At 34.0% G+C, this 15,979-nt stretch carries 17 protein-coding genes; 8 read left to right on the top strand and 9 right to left on the bottom strand.

All coding sequences use genetic code 11. The annotated features are described in order from the left end of the window. The first annotated feature begins 161 nt into the window (after positions 1 to 161). Together GIY83_RS24460 and GIY83_RS24455 are read left to right on the top strand one after the other, a co-directional pair. Positions 162 to 623, top strand: coding sequence for an SRPBCC family protein (locus GIY83_RS24460; RefSeq protein ID WP_194616739.1), 462 nt, complete (start codon positions 162 to 164; stop codon positions 621 to 623). A gap of 152 nt (positions 624 to 775) precedes the next feature. After that, positions 776 to 2,071, top strand: a complete 1,296-nt coding sequence (locus tag GIY83_RS24455; RefSeq protein ID WP_194616740.1) for a deoxyribodipyrimidine photo-lyase — start codon at positions 776 to 778, stop codon at positions 2,069 to 2,071. Between the two features lie 552 nt (positions 2,072 to 2,623). Here GIY83_RS24455 and GIY83_RS24450 read toward each other — a convergent pair. The 4 genes from GIY83_RS24450 to GIY83_RS24435 are packed head-to-tail and all read right to left on the bottom strand — an operon-like array spanning position 2,624 to position 6,737. Then, positions 2,624 to 4,042, bottom strand: coding sequence for an SDR family oxidoreductase (locus GIY83_RS24450; RefSeq protein WP_208683925.1), 1,419 nt, complete (start codon positions 4,040 to 4,042; stop codon positions 2,624 to 2,626). A 6-nt stretch (positions 4,043 to 4,048) separates the two neighbouring features. Then, the gene (locus tag GIY83_RS24445) at positions 4,049 to 4,732 is read right to left on the bottom strand and encodes an SDR family NAD(P)-dependent oxidoreductase (protein WP_208683924.1); all 684 of its coding nucleotides are present in this window, start codon (positions 4,730 to 4,732) and stop codon (positions 4,049 to 4,051) included. A 41-nt stretch (positions 4,733 to 4,773) separates the two neighbouring features. Then, positions 4,774 to 6,078, bottom strand: coding sequence for an AarF/ABC1/UbiB kinase family protein (locus tag GIY83_RS24440; RefSeq protein ID WP_208683923.1), 1,305 nt, complete (start codon positions 6,076 to 6,078; stop codon positions 4,774 to 4,776). After that, a complete protein-coding gene (locus GIY83_RS24435) occupies positions 6,075 to 6,737 on the bottom strand; it encodes a TetR family transcriptional regulator C-terminal domain-containing protein (RefSeq protein WP_194616744.1) in 663 nt (220 codons plus the stop codon). Before GIY83_RS24435 ends, GIY83_RS24440 begins: the two co-directional genes overlap by 4 nt. Positions 6,738 to 6,835: 98 nt before the next feature. Here GIY83_RS24435 and GIY83_RS24430 point away from each other — a divergent pair, with 98 nt between their 5' ends. Further along, positions 6,836 to 7,747, top strand: coding sequence for a TIGR01777 family oxidoreductase (locus tag GIY83_RS24430; RefSeq protein ID WP_194616745.1), 912 nt, complete (start codon positions 6,836 to 6,838; stop codon positions 7,745 to 7,747). Positions 7,748 to 7,750: 3 nt separating this feature from the next. Here GIY83_RS24430 and GIY83_RS24425 read toward each other — a convergent pair whose 3' ends face one another. The 5 genes from GIY83_RS24425 to rmuC form a co-directional block, all read right to left on the bottom strand. After that, positions 7,751 to 8,320, bottom strand: a complete 570-nt coding sequence (locus tag GIY83_RS24425; RefSeq protein WP_208683922.1) for a YceI family protein — start codon at positions 8,318 to 8,320, stop codon at positions 7,751 to 7,753. A 335-nt stretch (positions 8,321 to 8,655) separates the two neighbouring features. Then, positions 8,656 to 9,051 carry a VOC family protein gene (locus GIY83_RS24420; protein ID WP_194616747.1) on the bottom strand — a complete coding sequence of 132 codons (396 nt, stop codon included), beginning with the start codon at positions 9,049 to 9,051 and terminating at the stop codon, positions 8,656 to 8,658. Between the two features lie 30 nt (positions 9,052 to 9,081). Continuing rightward, complete coding sequence (locus GIY83_RS24415) at positions 9,082 to 9,630, bottom strand: acyl-CoA thioesterase (protein ID WP_194616748.1); 549 nt, start codon at positions 9,628 to 9,630, stop codon at positions 9,082 to 9,084. A gap of 1 nt (position 9,631) precedes the next feature. Further along, positions 9,632 to 9,997 (bottom strand): 6-phosphogluconate dehydrogenase, encoded by a 366-nt coding sequence (locus tag GIY83_RS24410; RefSeq protein WP_194616749.1) that lies wholly within the window; start codon positions 9,995 to 9,997, stop codon positions 9,632 to 9,634. Positions 9,998 to 10,003: 6 nt separating this feature from the next. Then, positions 10,004 to 11,377: a DNA recombination protein RmuC gene (gene rmuC, locus GIY83_RS24405; protein WP_208683921.1), complete on the bottom strand. Its 1,374-nt coding sequence runs from the start codon at positions 11,375 to 11,377 to the stop codon at positions 10,004 to 10,006. Positions 11,378 to 11,580: 203 nt separating this feature from the next. Here rmuC and GIY83_RS24400 point away from each other — a divergent pair, with 203 nt between their 5' ends. The 5 genes from GIY83_RS24400 (at position 11,581) to GIY83_RS24380 (ending at position 15,930) form a co-directional block, all read left to right on the top strand. Further along, the gene (locus tag GIY83_RS24400) at positions 11,581 to 12,465 is read left to right on the top strand and encodes a protease complex subunit PrcB family protein (RefSeq protein ID WP_208683920.1); all 885 of its coding nucleotides are present in this window, start codon (positions 11,581 to 11,583) and stop codon (positions 12,463 to 12,465) included. 81 nt (positions 12,466 to 12,546) lie between these two features. Next, positions 12,547 to 12,699, top strand: coding sequence for a hypothetical protein (locus tag GIY83_RS25055; RefSeq protein WP_229029172.1), 153 nt, complete (start codon positions 12,547 to 12,549; stop codon positions 12,697 to 12,699). 338 nt (positions 12,700 to 13,037) lie between these two features. Beyond that, positions 13,038 to 13,475: an RNA polymerase sigma factor gene (locus GIY83_RS24390; RefSeq protein WP_229029171.1), complete on the top strand. Its 438-nt coding sequence runs from the start codon at positions 13,038 to 13,040 to the stop codon at positions 13,473 to 13,475. Continuing rightward, positions 13,472 to 15,355: a hypothetical protein gene (locus GIY83_RS24385; protein ID WP_208683919.1), complete on the top strand. Its 1,884-nt coding sequence runs from the start codon at positions 13,472 to 13,474 to the stop codon at positions 15,353 to 15,355. The genes GIY83_RS24390 and GIY83_RS24385 overlap by 4 nt, the downstream gene beginning before the upstream one ends. Positions 15,356 to 15,408: 53 nt before the next feature. Next, positions 15,409 to 15,930 (top strand): MepB family protein, encoded by a 522-nt coding sequence (locus tag GIY83_RS24380; protein ID WP_194616754.1) that lies wholly within the window; start codon positions 15,409 to 15,411, stop codon positions 15,928 to 15,930. Positions 15,931 to 15,979: the final 49 nt, after the last annotated feature.

Raw genomic sequence — 15,979 nt, 5'->3', positions numbered from 1 at the left:
AGAAACATAGATTTTTTCTTTTTAAAGAAGATTAAAATAAATAATACATTATTTACACATAGCTATGTGCATTTAGATAAGTGAAACGCTTTTTTGATCATTCGAAATCTATGTCTCTATGTGTTAAAAAATAACCAACAAGTAAAATGTAAATCAATTTTATGAAAGTATATAAACTAGAAACCGTACAACACTTAAACGCCAGTATCGAAAAATGTTGGGACTTTTTTTCCAGTCCACAAAACCTGCAAACCATAACACCTGATGATATGAGTTTCGTAATTGAGGATTTCGATGGCAAACGCATGTATCCGGGACAAGTAATTACCTATACTTTAAAACCTCTTTTGGGCATTAAAATAAATTGGATGACCATCATAACCGTTTCATCAGAAAACCAATATTTTGTAGACGAGCAACGTTTTGGTCCTTACGCATTATGGCATCACAAACACTTTTTTGAACCTACAGAAACCGGCACAAAAATGACCGATGTGGTACATTATGCCTTACCATTTGGTTTCTTAGGCCAACTCGCCAATACAATAATGGTCAGGAATAAACTGAAATCCATTTTTGAATATCGCCACAAAAAAATCGAAGAACTATTCAATTCAAAATAATAGTCTGTCACAGATGAATAGTAATTTTTAACGCAGATCTAAACAGATTTAAGCAGATACACACAGATTTATTAAATTAAAATCAAAAATAAATCTGCAGAATCTGCGTGAAACCAAAATCCTTTAATCTGTGATAAAAGAAATATAATAAAATGACAAAACAAAAAGTTACTTTTTTCTGGTTTCGACGTGATTTACGTCTAGATGATAATATCGGATTATTCAATGCCCTGCAATCTGAATTTCCGGTAATCCCGCTATTTATTTTTGATCAAGATATCCTGGAAAATCTTCCTAAAGATGATGCGCGCGTTAGTTTTATCTATGATTCGCTCAAAGCCATAAACAAACAACTTCACGCAATTGATTCCTCTATATTAATCAAAAAAGGAAAAACTTTCGACGTTTGGAAATCACTTACAGAAGAATTAGATATTCAGCAAATCTTCTTCAATAAAGATTATGAACCTTACGCGATAAAACGTGATTTGGCTATTTCAGCTTTATTAAAAGAAAATAACATAGAAGCTTTCTCATTCAAAGATCATGTGATTTTTGAAGAAAAAGAAATCAACAAAGCTGATGGACTTCCGTACACGATTTACACGCCTTATAAAAACAAATGGCTGGAGAAATACCATCTTTCAGGACAAGCTTTTGAATATGATACAAAACCTTTGTTCAGCAATTTTGCCAAAAATCAATTTACTTTTCCTGAACTATCCCAAATAGGTTTTGAAAGAAGCACTATAAAAGTATTTCCGCACAACTTAACCCAAATAGGTAATTATAAAGAAACCAGAGATTTTCCAGCTTTAGACAGCACCTCTTATCTTTCACCACATTTACGTTTTGGGACGGTTAGTATCCGTAAATTAGTCAATTGGGCGAATAAGAAAAACCAGACTTTTTTGAGCGAATTAATCTGGAGAGAATTCTTTATCCAGATTCTGTTTAACTTCCCAAATTGTGTCAATCACAATTTCAAGTCGGCTTATGATGGTATTCAATGGCGAAATAACGAAGAAGATTTTAAACGTTGGTGTTCCGGGACTACGGGTTACCCTATGGTCGATGCCGGAATGCGCCAGCTTAACGAAACCGGTTATATGCACAATCGCGTTCGTATGGTAGTAGCAAGTTTCCTGTGCAAACATTTACTCATAAACTGGCAATGGGGCGAAGCTTATTTTGCCGAGAAATTACTGGATTTCGAATTGGCATCAAACGTAGGCAACTGGCAATGGGCTGCAGGAACAGGATGCGACGCCGCACCATACTTCAGGGTTTTTAATCCGGAAATTCAACAAAAGAAATTCGACGAAAAAGGAATCTACATTCGCAAATGGATTCCGGAATTTGATTTAGGATATAATGAGCCTATGGTGGATCATGCTTTTGCGAGGGATCGTGCTATTGAGACTTATAAGAAGGGAATCATTAAGTAAAATTCCATTTTTTTTAATTCCAAATTCCAATACTTTTCGAAACTTTTACCCCAATCTTGTCATCCTAACGAAGGAAAGATCTCTGCAAGAAACTCCATTCCTAAAAGTAAACCCGACAGGTTTTAAAAACCTGTCGGGTTTGTTATTATAATAAAAATGAATTTCTAATCTTTGTCGAGTTACTAGTGTGATCCCTCGTTCCTACCAATGACGTTTTTTGGAATTAAATAAAAAATCTGTTTAAATCCGAGTCTTTGCAAAGCAAATCCGTGTCATCTGCCTATCATGGCAAAGCTTATTTCACAATCCCTTAGCGATCTCAAAGCAAAGCGAAATAAAGACAAAGCTTAGTGAACCCTGTGCAAACCTTTGCGCACTTTGCGGTAAATGTCATTTTATATTGTTTTTTTAGAATAAAAATTATTCCGAGATGACAAGATTGAGGTTGTAAATATTAATAGATAAAAGTTTTTATGAAAACTGTATCCCTAGCCTGGATAGCTATCGCGATCCACAAAAGATATAGCGGATAGCAGGAAACAGCTCCTAAACCTACTTAATCAATTTATTAAGCATTCCGTTGAAAATAAAACCATGAAACGGTAAAACAGAATACCAATATAGTTTTCCCAAAATACCTTTGGGTTTGAAGGTTGCAGCCTGATATAAAGTATTGTGTATGATTTTGAATTCGAGCCAGGCTTCACCGGGAAGTTTCATTTCGGCGTATAAGATCAGTTTTCCTTCTTGTTTATTGGCGTATAAAACACGCCAAAAATCTAAAGCATCGCCGGAATGAATGTCGTGTTTATTGGTTCGGCCACGGCGCAAACCTACGCCACCAAAAAGCTTATCGATAAAGCCTCGTAAACTCCAGAGCCAATCGCCGTAATACCAACCTCTCTCGCCTCCTATTGACCAGATTCTATCTATGGTATAATCGCGATTTTCGATTTCCTTTTTTCTTCGGTCGATGTAACAATCTTTTTTAGGAACTTTTAGATGTGCTGAGATATTGCGGTTAAAACGTCCGCTTACAAGGGAATCTTTCCAGCTTGAGGCCACTTTATCTTCTTGGACTTTGATCAAAGCTCTCGAAAGCGCTTGTTTATAGGTCATGGGGGTCACTCGCAAAAGCTCATTAATGCGATGATCGTTGCAAATAACCTCGACTTTCATACTGCTTACCAAAGCCGATGCCAGTTTATATGACGTTGAGGTAACAAAATACAACCAATATGATGACAATTTAGGTGTCATGACGGGAATAGTAAAAATGTACCGTTTGAGATTTTTTGCTTCGGCGAAAGCCAATAACATTTCCTTGTAGGTTAAAATATCCGGACCGCCAATATCAAAGCTTTGGTTGTAAGTTACCGGATTTAAAAGTGATTTCGAAAGAAATTCCAAAACATCATTTATTGCAATAGGCTGGCATTTTGTATTGAGCCATTTGGGAGTAATCATCACCGGAAGTTTGTTGACTAAATCGCGGATAATTTCGAATGAAGCGCTCCCCGATCCTACTATAATTCCGGCTCTTAAAGTAGTCAGCGGCACTTTTGCTTTGGTTAAAATACTTTCGACATTTTTACGGGAAGCCAAATGTTTAGAAAGTGATTTATCGTTTACGATTCCGCTTAAGTAGAGGATTTGTTGTGCCTGAGTCAGATTTATTCTTTCGGTAAAATTAGCTGCTGAAATACTTTCTAATTCATCATAATTGGTATCAGAACCCGACATGGAATGAATGAGATAAAAAGCAGCATCGATATCAGCAGGAATTGCTGTCAGTGTTTCTTTTTCAAGAAAATCGACTTCAATGACTTGTACTTTTTGCAGAAAATCTGCAGGTATGTAAAATCTGTTTTTATCTCTTACACAGCAAATTACCTGATGTCCTTGGGCCACTAATATCGGTAAAAGACGTTTGCCAATATACCCTGTTGCGCCTGTTAAGAGAATTTTCATGGTGGTTTAAATTTTAAAATTCACTAAACCATAATCCATTTCGAAAATTTGACCTGAAATGGAATTTGCTTTTTCAGAAATCAGGAAATCAACCATATTTGCAACTTCGTCAGGTTTTAAATAATTTTTCATAGGATGGCGCTCGACCATATTTTCTTTCATGCGATCGTTTCGCAAGATGGAAGCCGAAAGCGAAGTCTCAGTAATTGTAGGTGCAATTGCATTAACCCTGACTACAGTTGCCAACTCAGCTCCCAGAGATTTTGTCAAACCCTCGACACCTGCTTTTGCCGTTGCAATACTGGCATGAAAAGGCATTCCTAATTTTACGGCAACGGTACTAAATAAAACGATCGAAGATTCGTAGCCTCTTTTTAAAACAGGCAAATATTTTTGAATCGATTTTACAGCACCAACAACATTGATTTCAAAATCGTTTCTAAAATTATCAACACTTAAATTCGAAATAGGTTTTAGCGTAATTGAGCCGGGACAGTAAATTAAAGTATCGACTTCTGCAATATCCGGAAGTTCGTCCTTTAAAACATCTAAACTAAAATGCGTAAGGTTAGGATGCGTTAGCTTTGGTACGCTTCTACTGATATTATAAACCCGATTTGTCTCTAGCTGTTGCAACAAAATAGCACTTCCGATACCTTTACTGCCTCCGATGATTACAATATTTCTCATTTTTTTGATGTTTGTTTTGATTCTCGGAAGATTATTTTCTTCTAATATTTTAGATAATTACTAACGACAATCTTCGCTTTCAAATCAAACATTAAATTGTACAAACCAAAGAAGGTACGGTTCATATAAATGAAATGTTTAGATCCACGATTTCCGTTCATTTTTTTTAGGTTCGTATCATTAGAGAAACGTTCGCCTAATTTGGCAATGCTGTCAAAGAAAGTTTCATCGGCAAAATCGAAAGTTTCATTTTGGAATGGTTTCGTAAAAAGGGATAACAAATCATGAAACATCTCAGTGAAATACTCGATTTCTGCCGGAGTATCATCCCGACGAAGGATTTCTAACTCGAACAACTTTTGATTAAAAAGTGCCTTATCAGTAATTACATTTTTATTAATTAACTCAAAATACGGCACATAAAATTCTTCGGGAATTATTTTCATACATCCAAAATCAAGCGCAATCAAACGGTTTTGATCATCTACCAAAAAGTTTCCGGGATGTGGATCTGCGTGTACTTTTCTAAGAACATGAATTTGGTACATATAAAAATCCCAAAGTGCCTGCCCTAGTTTATCGCCAACTTCTTTGTCTGTATTGATGGCGGTAAATTCAGAAAGATGAATTCCGGTCATCCAGTCCATGGTGATGATTTTCTCTGACGAAAACTCAGGATAATATCTTGGGAAAAGTAAATTTTCGATTTTACTGCACGCTTCAACTACTTCTTCACTTTGTTTTAATTCGAGTAAATAATTGGTTTCTTCGATGAGTTTGTCTTCGACTTCTTTAAAATATTTATCAGAATCTTTTCCCTGAAGGTTAAACATTCGAATTGCGATGGGTTTTACTAAAGCTAAATCTGAGGAAATACTATTGGCAACACCGGGATATTGAATTTTAACGGCTAACTTTTTTCCGTCTTTTACCGCCAAATGTACCTGACCAATACTGGCTGCATTGACAGAATTGGCATTGAATTCATCGAAGATTTCGTAAGGCGTTTTTCCAAAATTAGTTTTAAAGGTTTTTAAAACCAATGGAGCAGAAAGCGGCGGAACTGAAAATTGAGATAAAGAAAATTTCTCGACATACGCCTGAGGCAAAAAGTTCTTGTCCATGCTAAGCATTTGGGCCACTTTTAGGGCGCTTCCTTTCAGGCTTTTCAGTCCGTCGTAAATGTCTTCAGCGTTATTTTCGTTTAGTTTATCGCGTGTCAAATCAGGATTAACCATTTTTTCGGCATAATGCTTCACATAGTTTACACCTATTTTAGCACCGGTTTGCACCAGTTTACTGGCTCTTTCTATTTTTGACGTTGGTATATAATCGATTGTTTTCATTGTTTGCTGTAGATTTTTTCTTTAAAAAGAAATTTACCTAAATCTATCAAGTGATTTAGTGGTGTGACATTCATTAACTCAAATGAAGCATTAACTGATTTTTCGATGAAAATATCTGTTTTCTCAAAAGCGGCTGATTCATCATCAACCCAGAATTTTATCGTAAGCATTAATTGCAACCAGGCAGATTCCTGAATTCCTTTTTCCTGAAATTTCTGTAACTTTTCCTGTTCTAATCTGTAATCGTCGGTTAGGATTTCTGATACATATTCTTTAAAACTATTGCGAAGCGTAGTAAGCTGTACTAAGTTTTTTAACGGATTTCTATCGAATTTTAAGGATTGTAAAACATAACTTCTGTTGGCCGTCAGGATTTCAAAAAAAGTGAAATAAAAACTCAACATTTTATTTTTCATATCATATTCCAGGTAATCGGTGTTTTTATGCAACAAATCGACTGTGTTGGCAAAAAACAATCTGAATATTTCTTTTTCTAAACCTTCTAGTGTTCCAAAAAAGGCATAAAATTCGGCTTCGGTAAAATTATTTTCTTTTGCGAAATGATAAACCGATTTTGGCTTTTGTCCTTTTTCCAGAACTTCTTCCATATATATTGAAACGATGTCTTCTTTACTGATAGTCTTCTTTTTAGCTTCCATCTTATTAAATTTTTTAATTTGCCCTAAAGGTAATCAATGTTTAAGTATCTTTACTTATCGTTAAACAAAATACGCTGTTAAATAAATTATAAACTATCATGGCAAAAAATATTTTACTAACCGGAGGAACTGGATTTATAGGCAAACACCTTACTGATTTACTTATTGACAATGGTTTCGAAGTTTCAATTCTAAGCCGTTCTGATAGAAAAAACACTTCGTCGATCACGTATTACAAATGGGATTTGACCCGCAATTATATTGATGAAGAAGCGATAACAAAAGCAGATTACATTATTCATTTATCAGGAGAAGGAATTGTTGAAAAGCGATGGACTAAAAAACGTAAAAAAGACATACTCGAAAGCCGTACACAGCCTATCGATCTTATTTTTTCTGTCTTAGAGAAAAAGAATAAAAAGCTGGATGCATTTGTGTCTGCATCAGCAATTGGAATTTATGGTGCTCATACCAACCAGAATATATGTACCGAAAATACACCGCCGGCAAATGACTTTTTAGGCATTACTTGTCAGGAATGGGAAAAAGCGGCAGATCAAATAAATTCGTTAGGCATTCGAACCGTAAAAGTGAGAACCGGCATTGTATTGGGCAAAGACGAAGGTTTCCTTAAAAAAATTACCCCAAGTTTTAAAGCTGGTTTTGGTGCCATTTTAGGCACAGGCAAACAATATGTTCCGTGGATTCATATCGAGGATTTATGCAATATTTATTTGAAAGCAATTGCAGACGAGCAAATGCATGGTCCTTATAATTCCTGCGTTACAGACAACACCACAAACGCGAGTTTATCTAAAACCCTGGCAAACTTATTTGGATACAAAATCTGGCTCCCAAAAGCACCTGTATTTGTGCTTAAAATAGTTTTGGGCGAAATGAGTGTGGCTGTTTTAGAAGGCCAAAGGGTTTCATCTGAAAAAATAGAAAAAATGGGATTTGATTTTCAATTTACTGATCTAGAAACTGCACTTGCAAGCTGTCTGAATTAAATTTCATTTTAAAGTAAGATACATCGAATCATTGGTTTTAACGACTCCAATTAATTCGGTGTTGGCCGTTTTTGAAATTTTAGCCGCTATTTCGTTCGGAATCTGAATATTAAAATCAGATACAGAAATAGGAAAGTCAGATATAATCTGAATTCCGCCATCTACTTTTTTAATTAAAGCACTTACCAATACATCTTTCGATTTTCCGCGCAAAACCAATTTCCCTTTTATTTGATATTCTTTCTCCGTTTCATTGATATCCTTTAAATCAAACTTTTCGATTTTTCCTTTAAAAATAGCTTTTGGGTAACGACGGCTTTGCATATAGTTTTCGTTAAAATGTTCTTGCATCATGTCTAACTTAAAACGAAAATCTCTAACAATCACAGTACAAATTAATGTACTTGTTTTAGGTTCCAGAACAATGGCAACCTGTCTGTTTACAGCTTTTACTTCTTCGAAGAAAGGTACCGAAGCTTCAAAATTGATAGTTCCTGTATTGGTGAAAAATTTATCCTGTGCGATAACAGAATAGGCTGTAAATAGCAAAATAAAAAAAGTAGTTTTTTTCATAATCGTCAATAATTTAAACAATTATGTCATTCGATTTTTTTTATTTTAAGAAGAGAAAAAAAACTGGACTTAATATAAGTTTTTAAAAATTGAATGGCAGTACTCCGTGAAAAAGTGATAACCAAATGTTTATACTTAAAGTTACGAAATTTTCACGGACACGGTTGCCGATTTTTGCTAAATATTTGTGAAATATTTTTTTGATGTAAAATATGGATTTTGAAAATGTGAAATGAAAGATAATGTCCCTACGGGACATTATTATCGGCCCGTAGGGACTACATACACATCTAATAATTCCAATTTTCATATAAAATGAAATCATACTGAAAACATTATCCTTTTACTTCTGTACAAATCTCAATCAAAAAACCATCAAGATCCCTTAAATATGCTACAATTTGTCCCCACGGTTTTTGCGTTGGTTCTTTTACCATTATTGCACCAAATGAAGTTGCTTTTTGTACCAATTCGTCAACATTATCGGTGATAAAGCCTATCTCGATTGCAAAAGGTTTATCTTCAGGATTACTTTCGATAAAACCATCTTTTAAATTTTGAGCTGCTAATTTTTTTGAAGCAAATGAAATCGTTGTTTCTCCAGTGATCAATTCTCCATAATCCTTTTCAGGAGTTACAAATTTTCTTGAAAAACCAAATGCGTTTTCGTAAAATGCAATTGACTTTTCGACATCTTCTACATATAATATTGTGTATCCAAACTTTACCATATTCTTTAGTTTTAAATGGAGAGAATTATTCTAGCTAATTTCTAATAATACGTTGTATTTAGCTAAACCTGCCAAATCTTCAATAGAGCTTACATTGGTTACTTTTTCATGTTCTTCGACCTCTTTTCTAAGTTCAATATGTTTGATTGCTTTTCTAAAACGACGAACTTCGTCAAGGTTAGACAAAATTAATCCCGGTACCGGAACACTTTTCCCATCTTTATCTTTCGCTACCATTGTAAAATAAGAGGAATTGCAATGTTTAATTGCTCCTGTCTGAATATTTTCGGCTTCGACACGAATACCCACAACCATTGAGCTTCGACCTACATAATTTACAGAAGCTTTCATTGTAACCAGTTCACCAACCTCAATTGGTTTTAAAAAATTCACCGTATCAACAGAAGCCGTTACACAATAATTTCCTGAAAATTTTGAGGCAGAAGCAAACGCAATCTGATCCAGTAATTGCAGGATGTAACCTCCGTGAATTTTTCCGCTAAAGTTAGTATGCGACGGGAGCATTAATTCTGAAATACTGATTTTTGATGAAGATACCGGCTTAAAGTCTGTTGTCATATTATTTATATTTAAATGGGGAGTTTTCTTTTTGAATAGCAGTGATAAAAAAATGGGAATCTCCCCACCAGCTAAACGTTCTGTAGCGTTCTACATAAGTCAATTTTACATATTGTCCCTGTAGATTATTCAATTGATCTATTACTTCTTTATCACTGTCTAAAACCGAAAAGCTAAAAATTTGCGATCCTGAAACACCCTGGCTCAATTCACCTTCCCAGGTTTTCATTAGCACTCCTTTATGGCTCATTCTGATTAACTCGCCTGAACGATATCCCTCGCTGTAAGGAACATAATAGATAAAGGCGAAATAAGCCGTAAATGCCAATACACAAATTGCTGCGATAATGATTAGAATTCTTTTCATAAAATCTTAATTTAAAGATTGATTTTCGTCTATATTTGCAGCTCTGGCAACTATATTTTCCGGCAATGACTTTTTGGCCTTTGCTCCCATTTTCTTTAATTTTTCGACACTCGAAATTAAATTTCCTCTGCCATCAACCAATTTACTCATCGCGCTTTCATATTCTGTTTTAGTGTCTTTAATTTTGTTTCCAATTCTAACCAGATCGGTCACAAAACCTTCGAATTTATCATATAATGCTCCGGCTTGTCTGGCGATTTCAAAAGCGTTTTCCTGTTGTTTCTGATTGGCCCACATACTGTCGATGGTTCTTAAAGTAGCAAGCAAAGTACTTGGGGTTACAATTACGATATTGCGATCGAATGCTTTATTGTAAAGTGCAGAATCTTCGTTTAATGCAATGGCAAAAGCCGGTTCTATCGGGATAAATAGCAAAACAAAATCAGGACTTTCTATTTGGTACAAATCATGGTAATTTTTGTTGCCCAGTTGTTCCACGTGTCTTTTTATAGAATTTACGTGTTCTTTTAGAAAATCGATTTTAAGAATTTCAGATTCTTCGTTAATCCATTTTTCGTAAGCTACCAAAGAAACTTTAGAATCTACAATCATTTTTTTTCCGTCAGGCAAATTGATCACAACATCAGGAAAAACGCGATTTCCTTCGTTATTGGTAAAACTTTGCTGTACCTCGTATTCGCGTCCTTTTTCTAAACCTGATTTTTCTAAAACACGTTCGAGAACCAGTTCGCCCCAATTTCCCTGCATCTTACTATCACCTTTTAAGGCTTTGGTCAGGTTTAGGGTTTCCTTGCTCATTTGAGCATTCATTTCGCTTAAGCCTACTATCTGCTGACGAAGTGCTGCATGATAATCGATACTTTCTTTGTGGGTTTGCTCTACTTTTTGCTCAAAACCGTGAATTTTATCCTGCAAAGGCAGCAGGATATTTTTCATGTTTTCGCTATTTTGTTCGGTAAACTTTGCTGATTTTTCTTCGAGAATTTTATTGGCTAAATTTTCAAATTCTTTGGTGAATTTTTCCTGTAATTCCGTTATTTCGTTTTTTTGTTCTTTATGGCGTTCCCATAAATTTTCGAAATCTACTTCTTTCTTAGAAAGCTGAATCGCCAGACTGTCTTTTTCTGTTCGAACGTTTTCCTTTTCGACACCAACCAACTGAACCTGTTTTTCAAAATTATTCCTTTCCCTTTCAAATTGCTCTTTTTGCAATTGCAATTGGTTTATAGTCGAATTTAATCGCTCTTCGAGACTCACTTTTTCTGATTGAAATCTAGCCGAAAACAGCAACTTACCCAAAAATACGCCTAAAAATAAAGCGACAACAAAAGCTATTAAACAGGGAAGAAAATCGAACATAACGAAATTTATTTTTTAAAAAAGTAAAAGTAATCAATAATACGAAGTGCTTAATTTTTAAAATCGAAATTTCACATATTAATGCGCAGTCTGAATTAAAAAACCACTTTGAAAATTATTCGTCTTTAAAAAAAACTTTTTTTTAACGCAACCATTTCAAAACATGTGCATCTACAGTATATATAACCTATTAAAAAATTATCATGAAAAAATTAATGTTAAGCTTATTTATAGCTTTTGGATTCAGTGCGTGCTCGCTTAATAATGACGATATAAAGGCTGATTGCGGGCCAACAGAAGAATCAGCATTTATAGGAACTCCTCTTCTATGTGCATACAATGTAAAAACTTATCCAACTGTTCCCACTTATATATTAGTAAATTCAGATGAAAAATTACAAAGTTTCTTCACTAAGCGTGAAAGCTCTAGTGCTTGTCCAAATGCAGGTGATCTAAGCATCGATTTTACTAAAAATTATTTGGTTGGTCTTTTCTCAGGTCTTAAAACTACAACAGGTTATGGTATAAAAATAACTGGTATGGTAGAAAACAAATGCGAAATTCTGGTTACGTATTATGAAAAAGCACCTCAACCTGGAGAACCTATTAGTTCGACAGTAAACTATCCTAGCGATTTTATCTTAATTCCAAAAACTTTAAAACCAATTCTTTTTACTAAAACAAATGAGAATCCTGACAACATTGTAATAGGAAGCTATTTTAATCAATGTACAGGTGCAACAGACTGCAGAAAATTCTATCAATTGAATGATTATAATATCCTGAAATTCCAAAATGTTGCTGCCAATGGTTTTGATTTTAATCAATATAAATATACTGCAACAAGTAAAAAAGGAGATTATACACTGTTCTTAAAAAGCGTACCTGCAGAAATTTTAAGTTTAAAAGGGCAAACAAAAACTTACGGTTCGCCAAATGCAGCTGACCAGGGTGGTACTTATTTTGAGTTACGTCAGGCAGGAATTGTAACTAAGATTTTTATTGATAATAATGATACTAGTGATCAAAGTGCTGAAATAAAAACTTTCAAAAAAGCTATTCAGGATAAAATTGCGGCTCAAAAATAATCAGTCATGAAAAAGCAATTCTTATTATTTATCATAGTTATGTAGCTCTTTTCAACGGCTCATTCGTTAGAATCGACAAAAATGAACACCGGATCTATTGTAAAAACCTGGATCTGGCAAAAATCGACTGGAGGAGGCAGTAACCCATACACGGCGACACCTAAAACTATCGGATTTACAAAGAAGGTCATTTTACTCCTGACGGAAGAGTTATCACTTACAAAAACAATGTAGAAATTAGAAATAGTGCTTATCAAATAGAAAAAGGCAGCAGCTTTTTTGACCAGTCAGAAAATGACTTAATTACTTTTGAAGGCAAGACTTATATCATAGAAAGTCTTGACAATCAAAATTTAACGATTGTCAGCAATAACCAGGATGCAACCCTTACTATTTTTAAAAGGTAGTTTTATAAGCTTATAAAAACTATTTTTGCAAAACCAAACAATACTACTTTTTTGAAAGACGATTTAGAAAAATACATTCTACTGTGCATAAAAAATGACAGAGAGGGACAACTGAAAATTTATCAGTTGTTCTCTCCTGTTTTATATGGTATTTGCCTAAAGTATATGAAAAATGAGGATGATGCAAAAGATGTTTTTCAGGAAGCTTTTGTGATTGTATTTCAAAAAATAAGTCAATATAAATTTGAAGGAAGTTTTGAAGGCTGGTTAAAACGTATCTTCATTAACAAACTAATTGAAACCTTAAATAAAAAGAAAAAGGAAAGCTTTTTTTTAGATGTTTTTGATCCTGATACGGATTTTGTTGAGGAAGAAGAATTAGATATTGCTCCTATTGAACAAGAAAAACTATTAGAATATATCCGGGATTTACCTGATCAATACCGAACGGTTTTTAACTTATATGTTTTTGAAAAAATGAAACATCGGGAAATTGCAGAATTATTAAAAATTTCAGAAGGAACGTCAAAATCAAATTTAAACAGGGCCAAGCACATTTTGCAAAAAAGAATACTGAGCATAAAAAATTTTAAAATAGCATGAAAAAGCAAAATATAGAAGATATTTTTTCATCAATGGAAGACTTTTCGAGTGTTCCGCCTCCTGAATTATGGGGTGAAATTGAGAAAAAATTAGACAAACCAAAAAAGAAGAAAAGGGCTATTCTTTGGTGGTCGGCTGCGGCATGCTTATTATTAGGCTTGTTACTCCCTTCTGTTTTACATTTTAATTCAACTTTAGGAATTAAAACGATACAAATTGATTCTCAGCAAAAAAATAATGTTGTTCTTGATGATCAGAAAAATGACACGAATACAAACAGAACAATCTCGACTGAGGAAAACAAATCAGGAAAAGTTGTTACCGAAAAAGAATCTGATATTATTAATGACGTTTCATCTATAAAAAACGAGGTTAATCAACCTAAAAATTCTCAAAAAAATCAAAATCAAAAAACAGCAGTTGCCCATTCAGACTCTAAAAATAATAGTAATAATGATATTTTAAATTCAAAAACAAATGCTGAAAAGCCAAATAATAATCAGGCTTTAGCCGAAAAAACACTTGTTTTGGATCAAAAAAACGGATTTAACTCAGATTCGCAGCATCAAATAGCGAAAGCTGATAAAAACGTTTCAAATCAGGTAGTATCAGAAAAAAATACTGTTTCAGGTAAAACAGCATTATTTAATCCAAATTCGAAAATTCAGCCTTTTACAGATAAGAAATTTTCGAACAAAACTTTGGCTGAAAAAGCTTTGGCAGCAGGCAAAACAAACGGATATAATTCAGTTTCTAAAAATCATATTGCAAATGCAGATAAAAAAGCCAGCAATCAGATCTTAGCCGAAAAAACGTTTTCTGCCGGTAAAGTCAATCCGTTTAATCCGAGTTCAAAAAATCAATTATCAAAATCAATTTTTGAAGATCAATCAACTTCAAAAAGCAACAATACTATTGCTTTTGCCACTGCAAACTCAAATTTGAGTGGTAATCAAAAAACTATAACTGACAATCAAGCGAAGCAAAACAGCGCTAATTTATTCTCTGAAAAACAACTGGCAAATAATCAAAAAAACAGTTCGAAATTTAATGATGTTCTAAGCAAAAAAGATTCTGTACAACTGGCAGAACTTCAAAATTTAGAAAAAGGTTTAAGCCCCGAAGAGAAAAAAGAAAACAAAGAGAAAAACAAACTTAATCCTAACGCTGAAAAATGGGCTGTTGAAGTTTTTGCCGGAGTTGCAAGTTCTGAAAACTACAAGAACGAAAAAACTCTGGGCAATACAAACGATTCAAGACAAAGTAACAGTTACGGAGTAAAAACCAAATACAAAATCAATAAGAAATGGGCGGTTGCTTCTGGATTAAAAATTAACGAATTAGGACAGAGTGTTGCAAACGTTTCGTATATAAGTGCAAAAAACAATACTTTCTTTAGTTCTAGTGACTATTTTAATCAAACTGCTTCGGCGGCTGTATCAGCACCTCTTACAGCTAATAATGATTACTTATTTGTTCCTAATTCGACTAGTGATGCATTCAAGCAAAATAACATCGAAAATAACAGTCTTAAAAATGGGAATCTGGATCAAAACTTACGATATCTCGAAATGCCTTTAGAAGTTTCGTATGTTGTTTTTAGTATGAACAGAGCAAGTGTCAATTTAAACACGGGTGGTTTTGTTGGAAAACTGATTTCTAATAATGTGGCATTAGATGGCAATTCGATTGGCCAGAATGTAAATGCAAATGATTATGTTTATGGGTCTACGTTAAGTAGTACATTGCAATATCGTGTTTACAAGAAAACAAACGTTTTTGTAGAACCTGCAATGAACTATTATATAAATCCGTTAAATAATCAATCTTTTAATCAGTTTCAATGGGGATTTAATTTTGGGTTGAATGTTTCTTTTTAAAGTTCTTTTTGTGGTATTTTTACCCAAATAACGCAACACACACCTCCCTTAAAATGACAATCAAAAACAATTGGAATGATCTAAAATCAGTGCCTAAAGATCTTATTATTGCAAAAGAATTGGTTTATGATTGTTGCGATTTTGAAATTGCATCACCTCAACCTGAAAATGAGAGTGCTGATTATGATGCCTATCGTTTTTATTTAAATCAAAAGAGGATCTGTTATCGGACGGCAAAAATTACTCCAACAAAAACAGGTCAGTTCGTAACTTTATGGAAAAGAAATCACAGCCGAATTATCGAGCCTTTTGATGCTTCAGATCCAATTGATTTTGTGATTGTAAGCGTTCGAAAAAATGATTTATTTGGACAATTTATTTTTCCGAAAAGCATCTTGCTGGAAAAAGGAATCTTTTCTACAGCAACTAAAGAAGGAAAAAGAGCCACAAGAGTTTATCCACCCTGGGATGAAACCACGAGCAAACAAGCGCAGAAAACACAACAATGGCAGTTGGATTTTTTCTATAAAATTTCTCCCGACATCGACTTAAACAAATTCAGAAGATTATTCTAAAAAATAAAGAGGCATCCACAACAGCAGATGCCTCTTTTATCATTTAGAT

It is taken from the genome of Flavobacterium sp. SLB02, from assembly GCF_009664855.1.
GTDB lineage: Bacteria > Bacteroidota > Bacteroidia > Flavobacteriales > Flavobacteriaceae > Flavobacterium.
The sequence above is the reverse complement of the archived record's forward strand: the minus strand, read 5'-3'. Positions and strand labels throughout refer to the sequence as shown.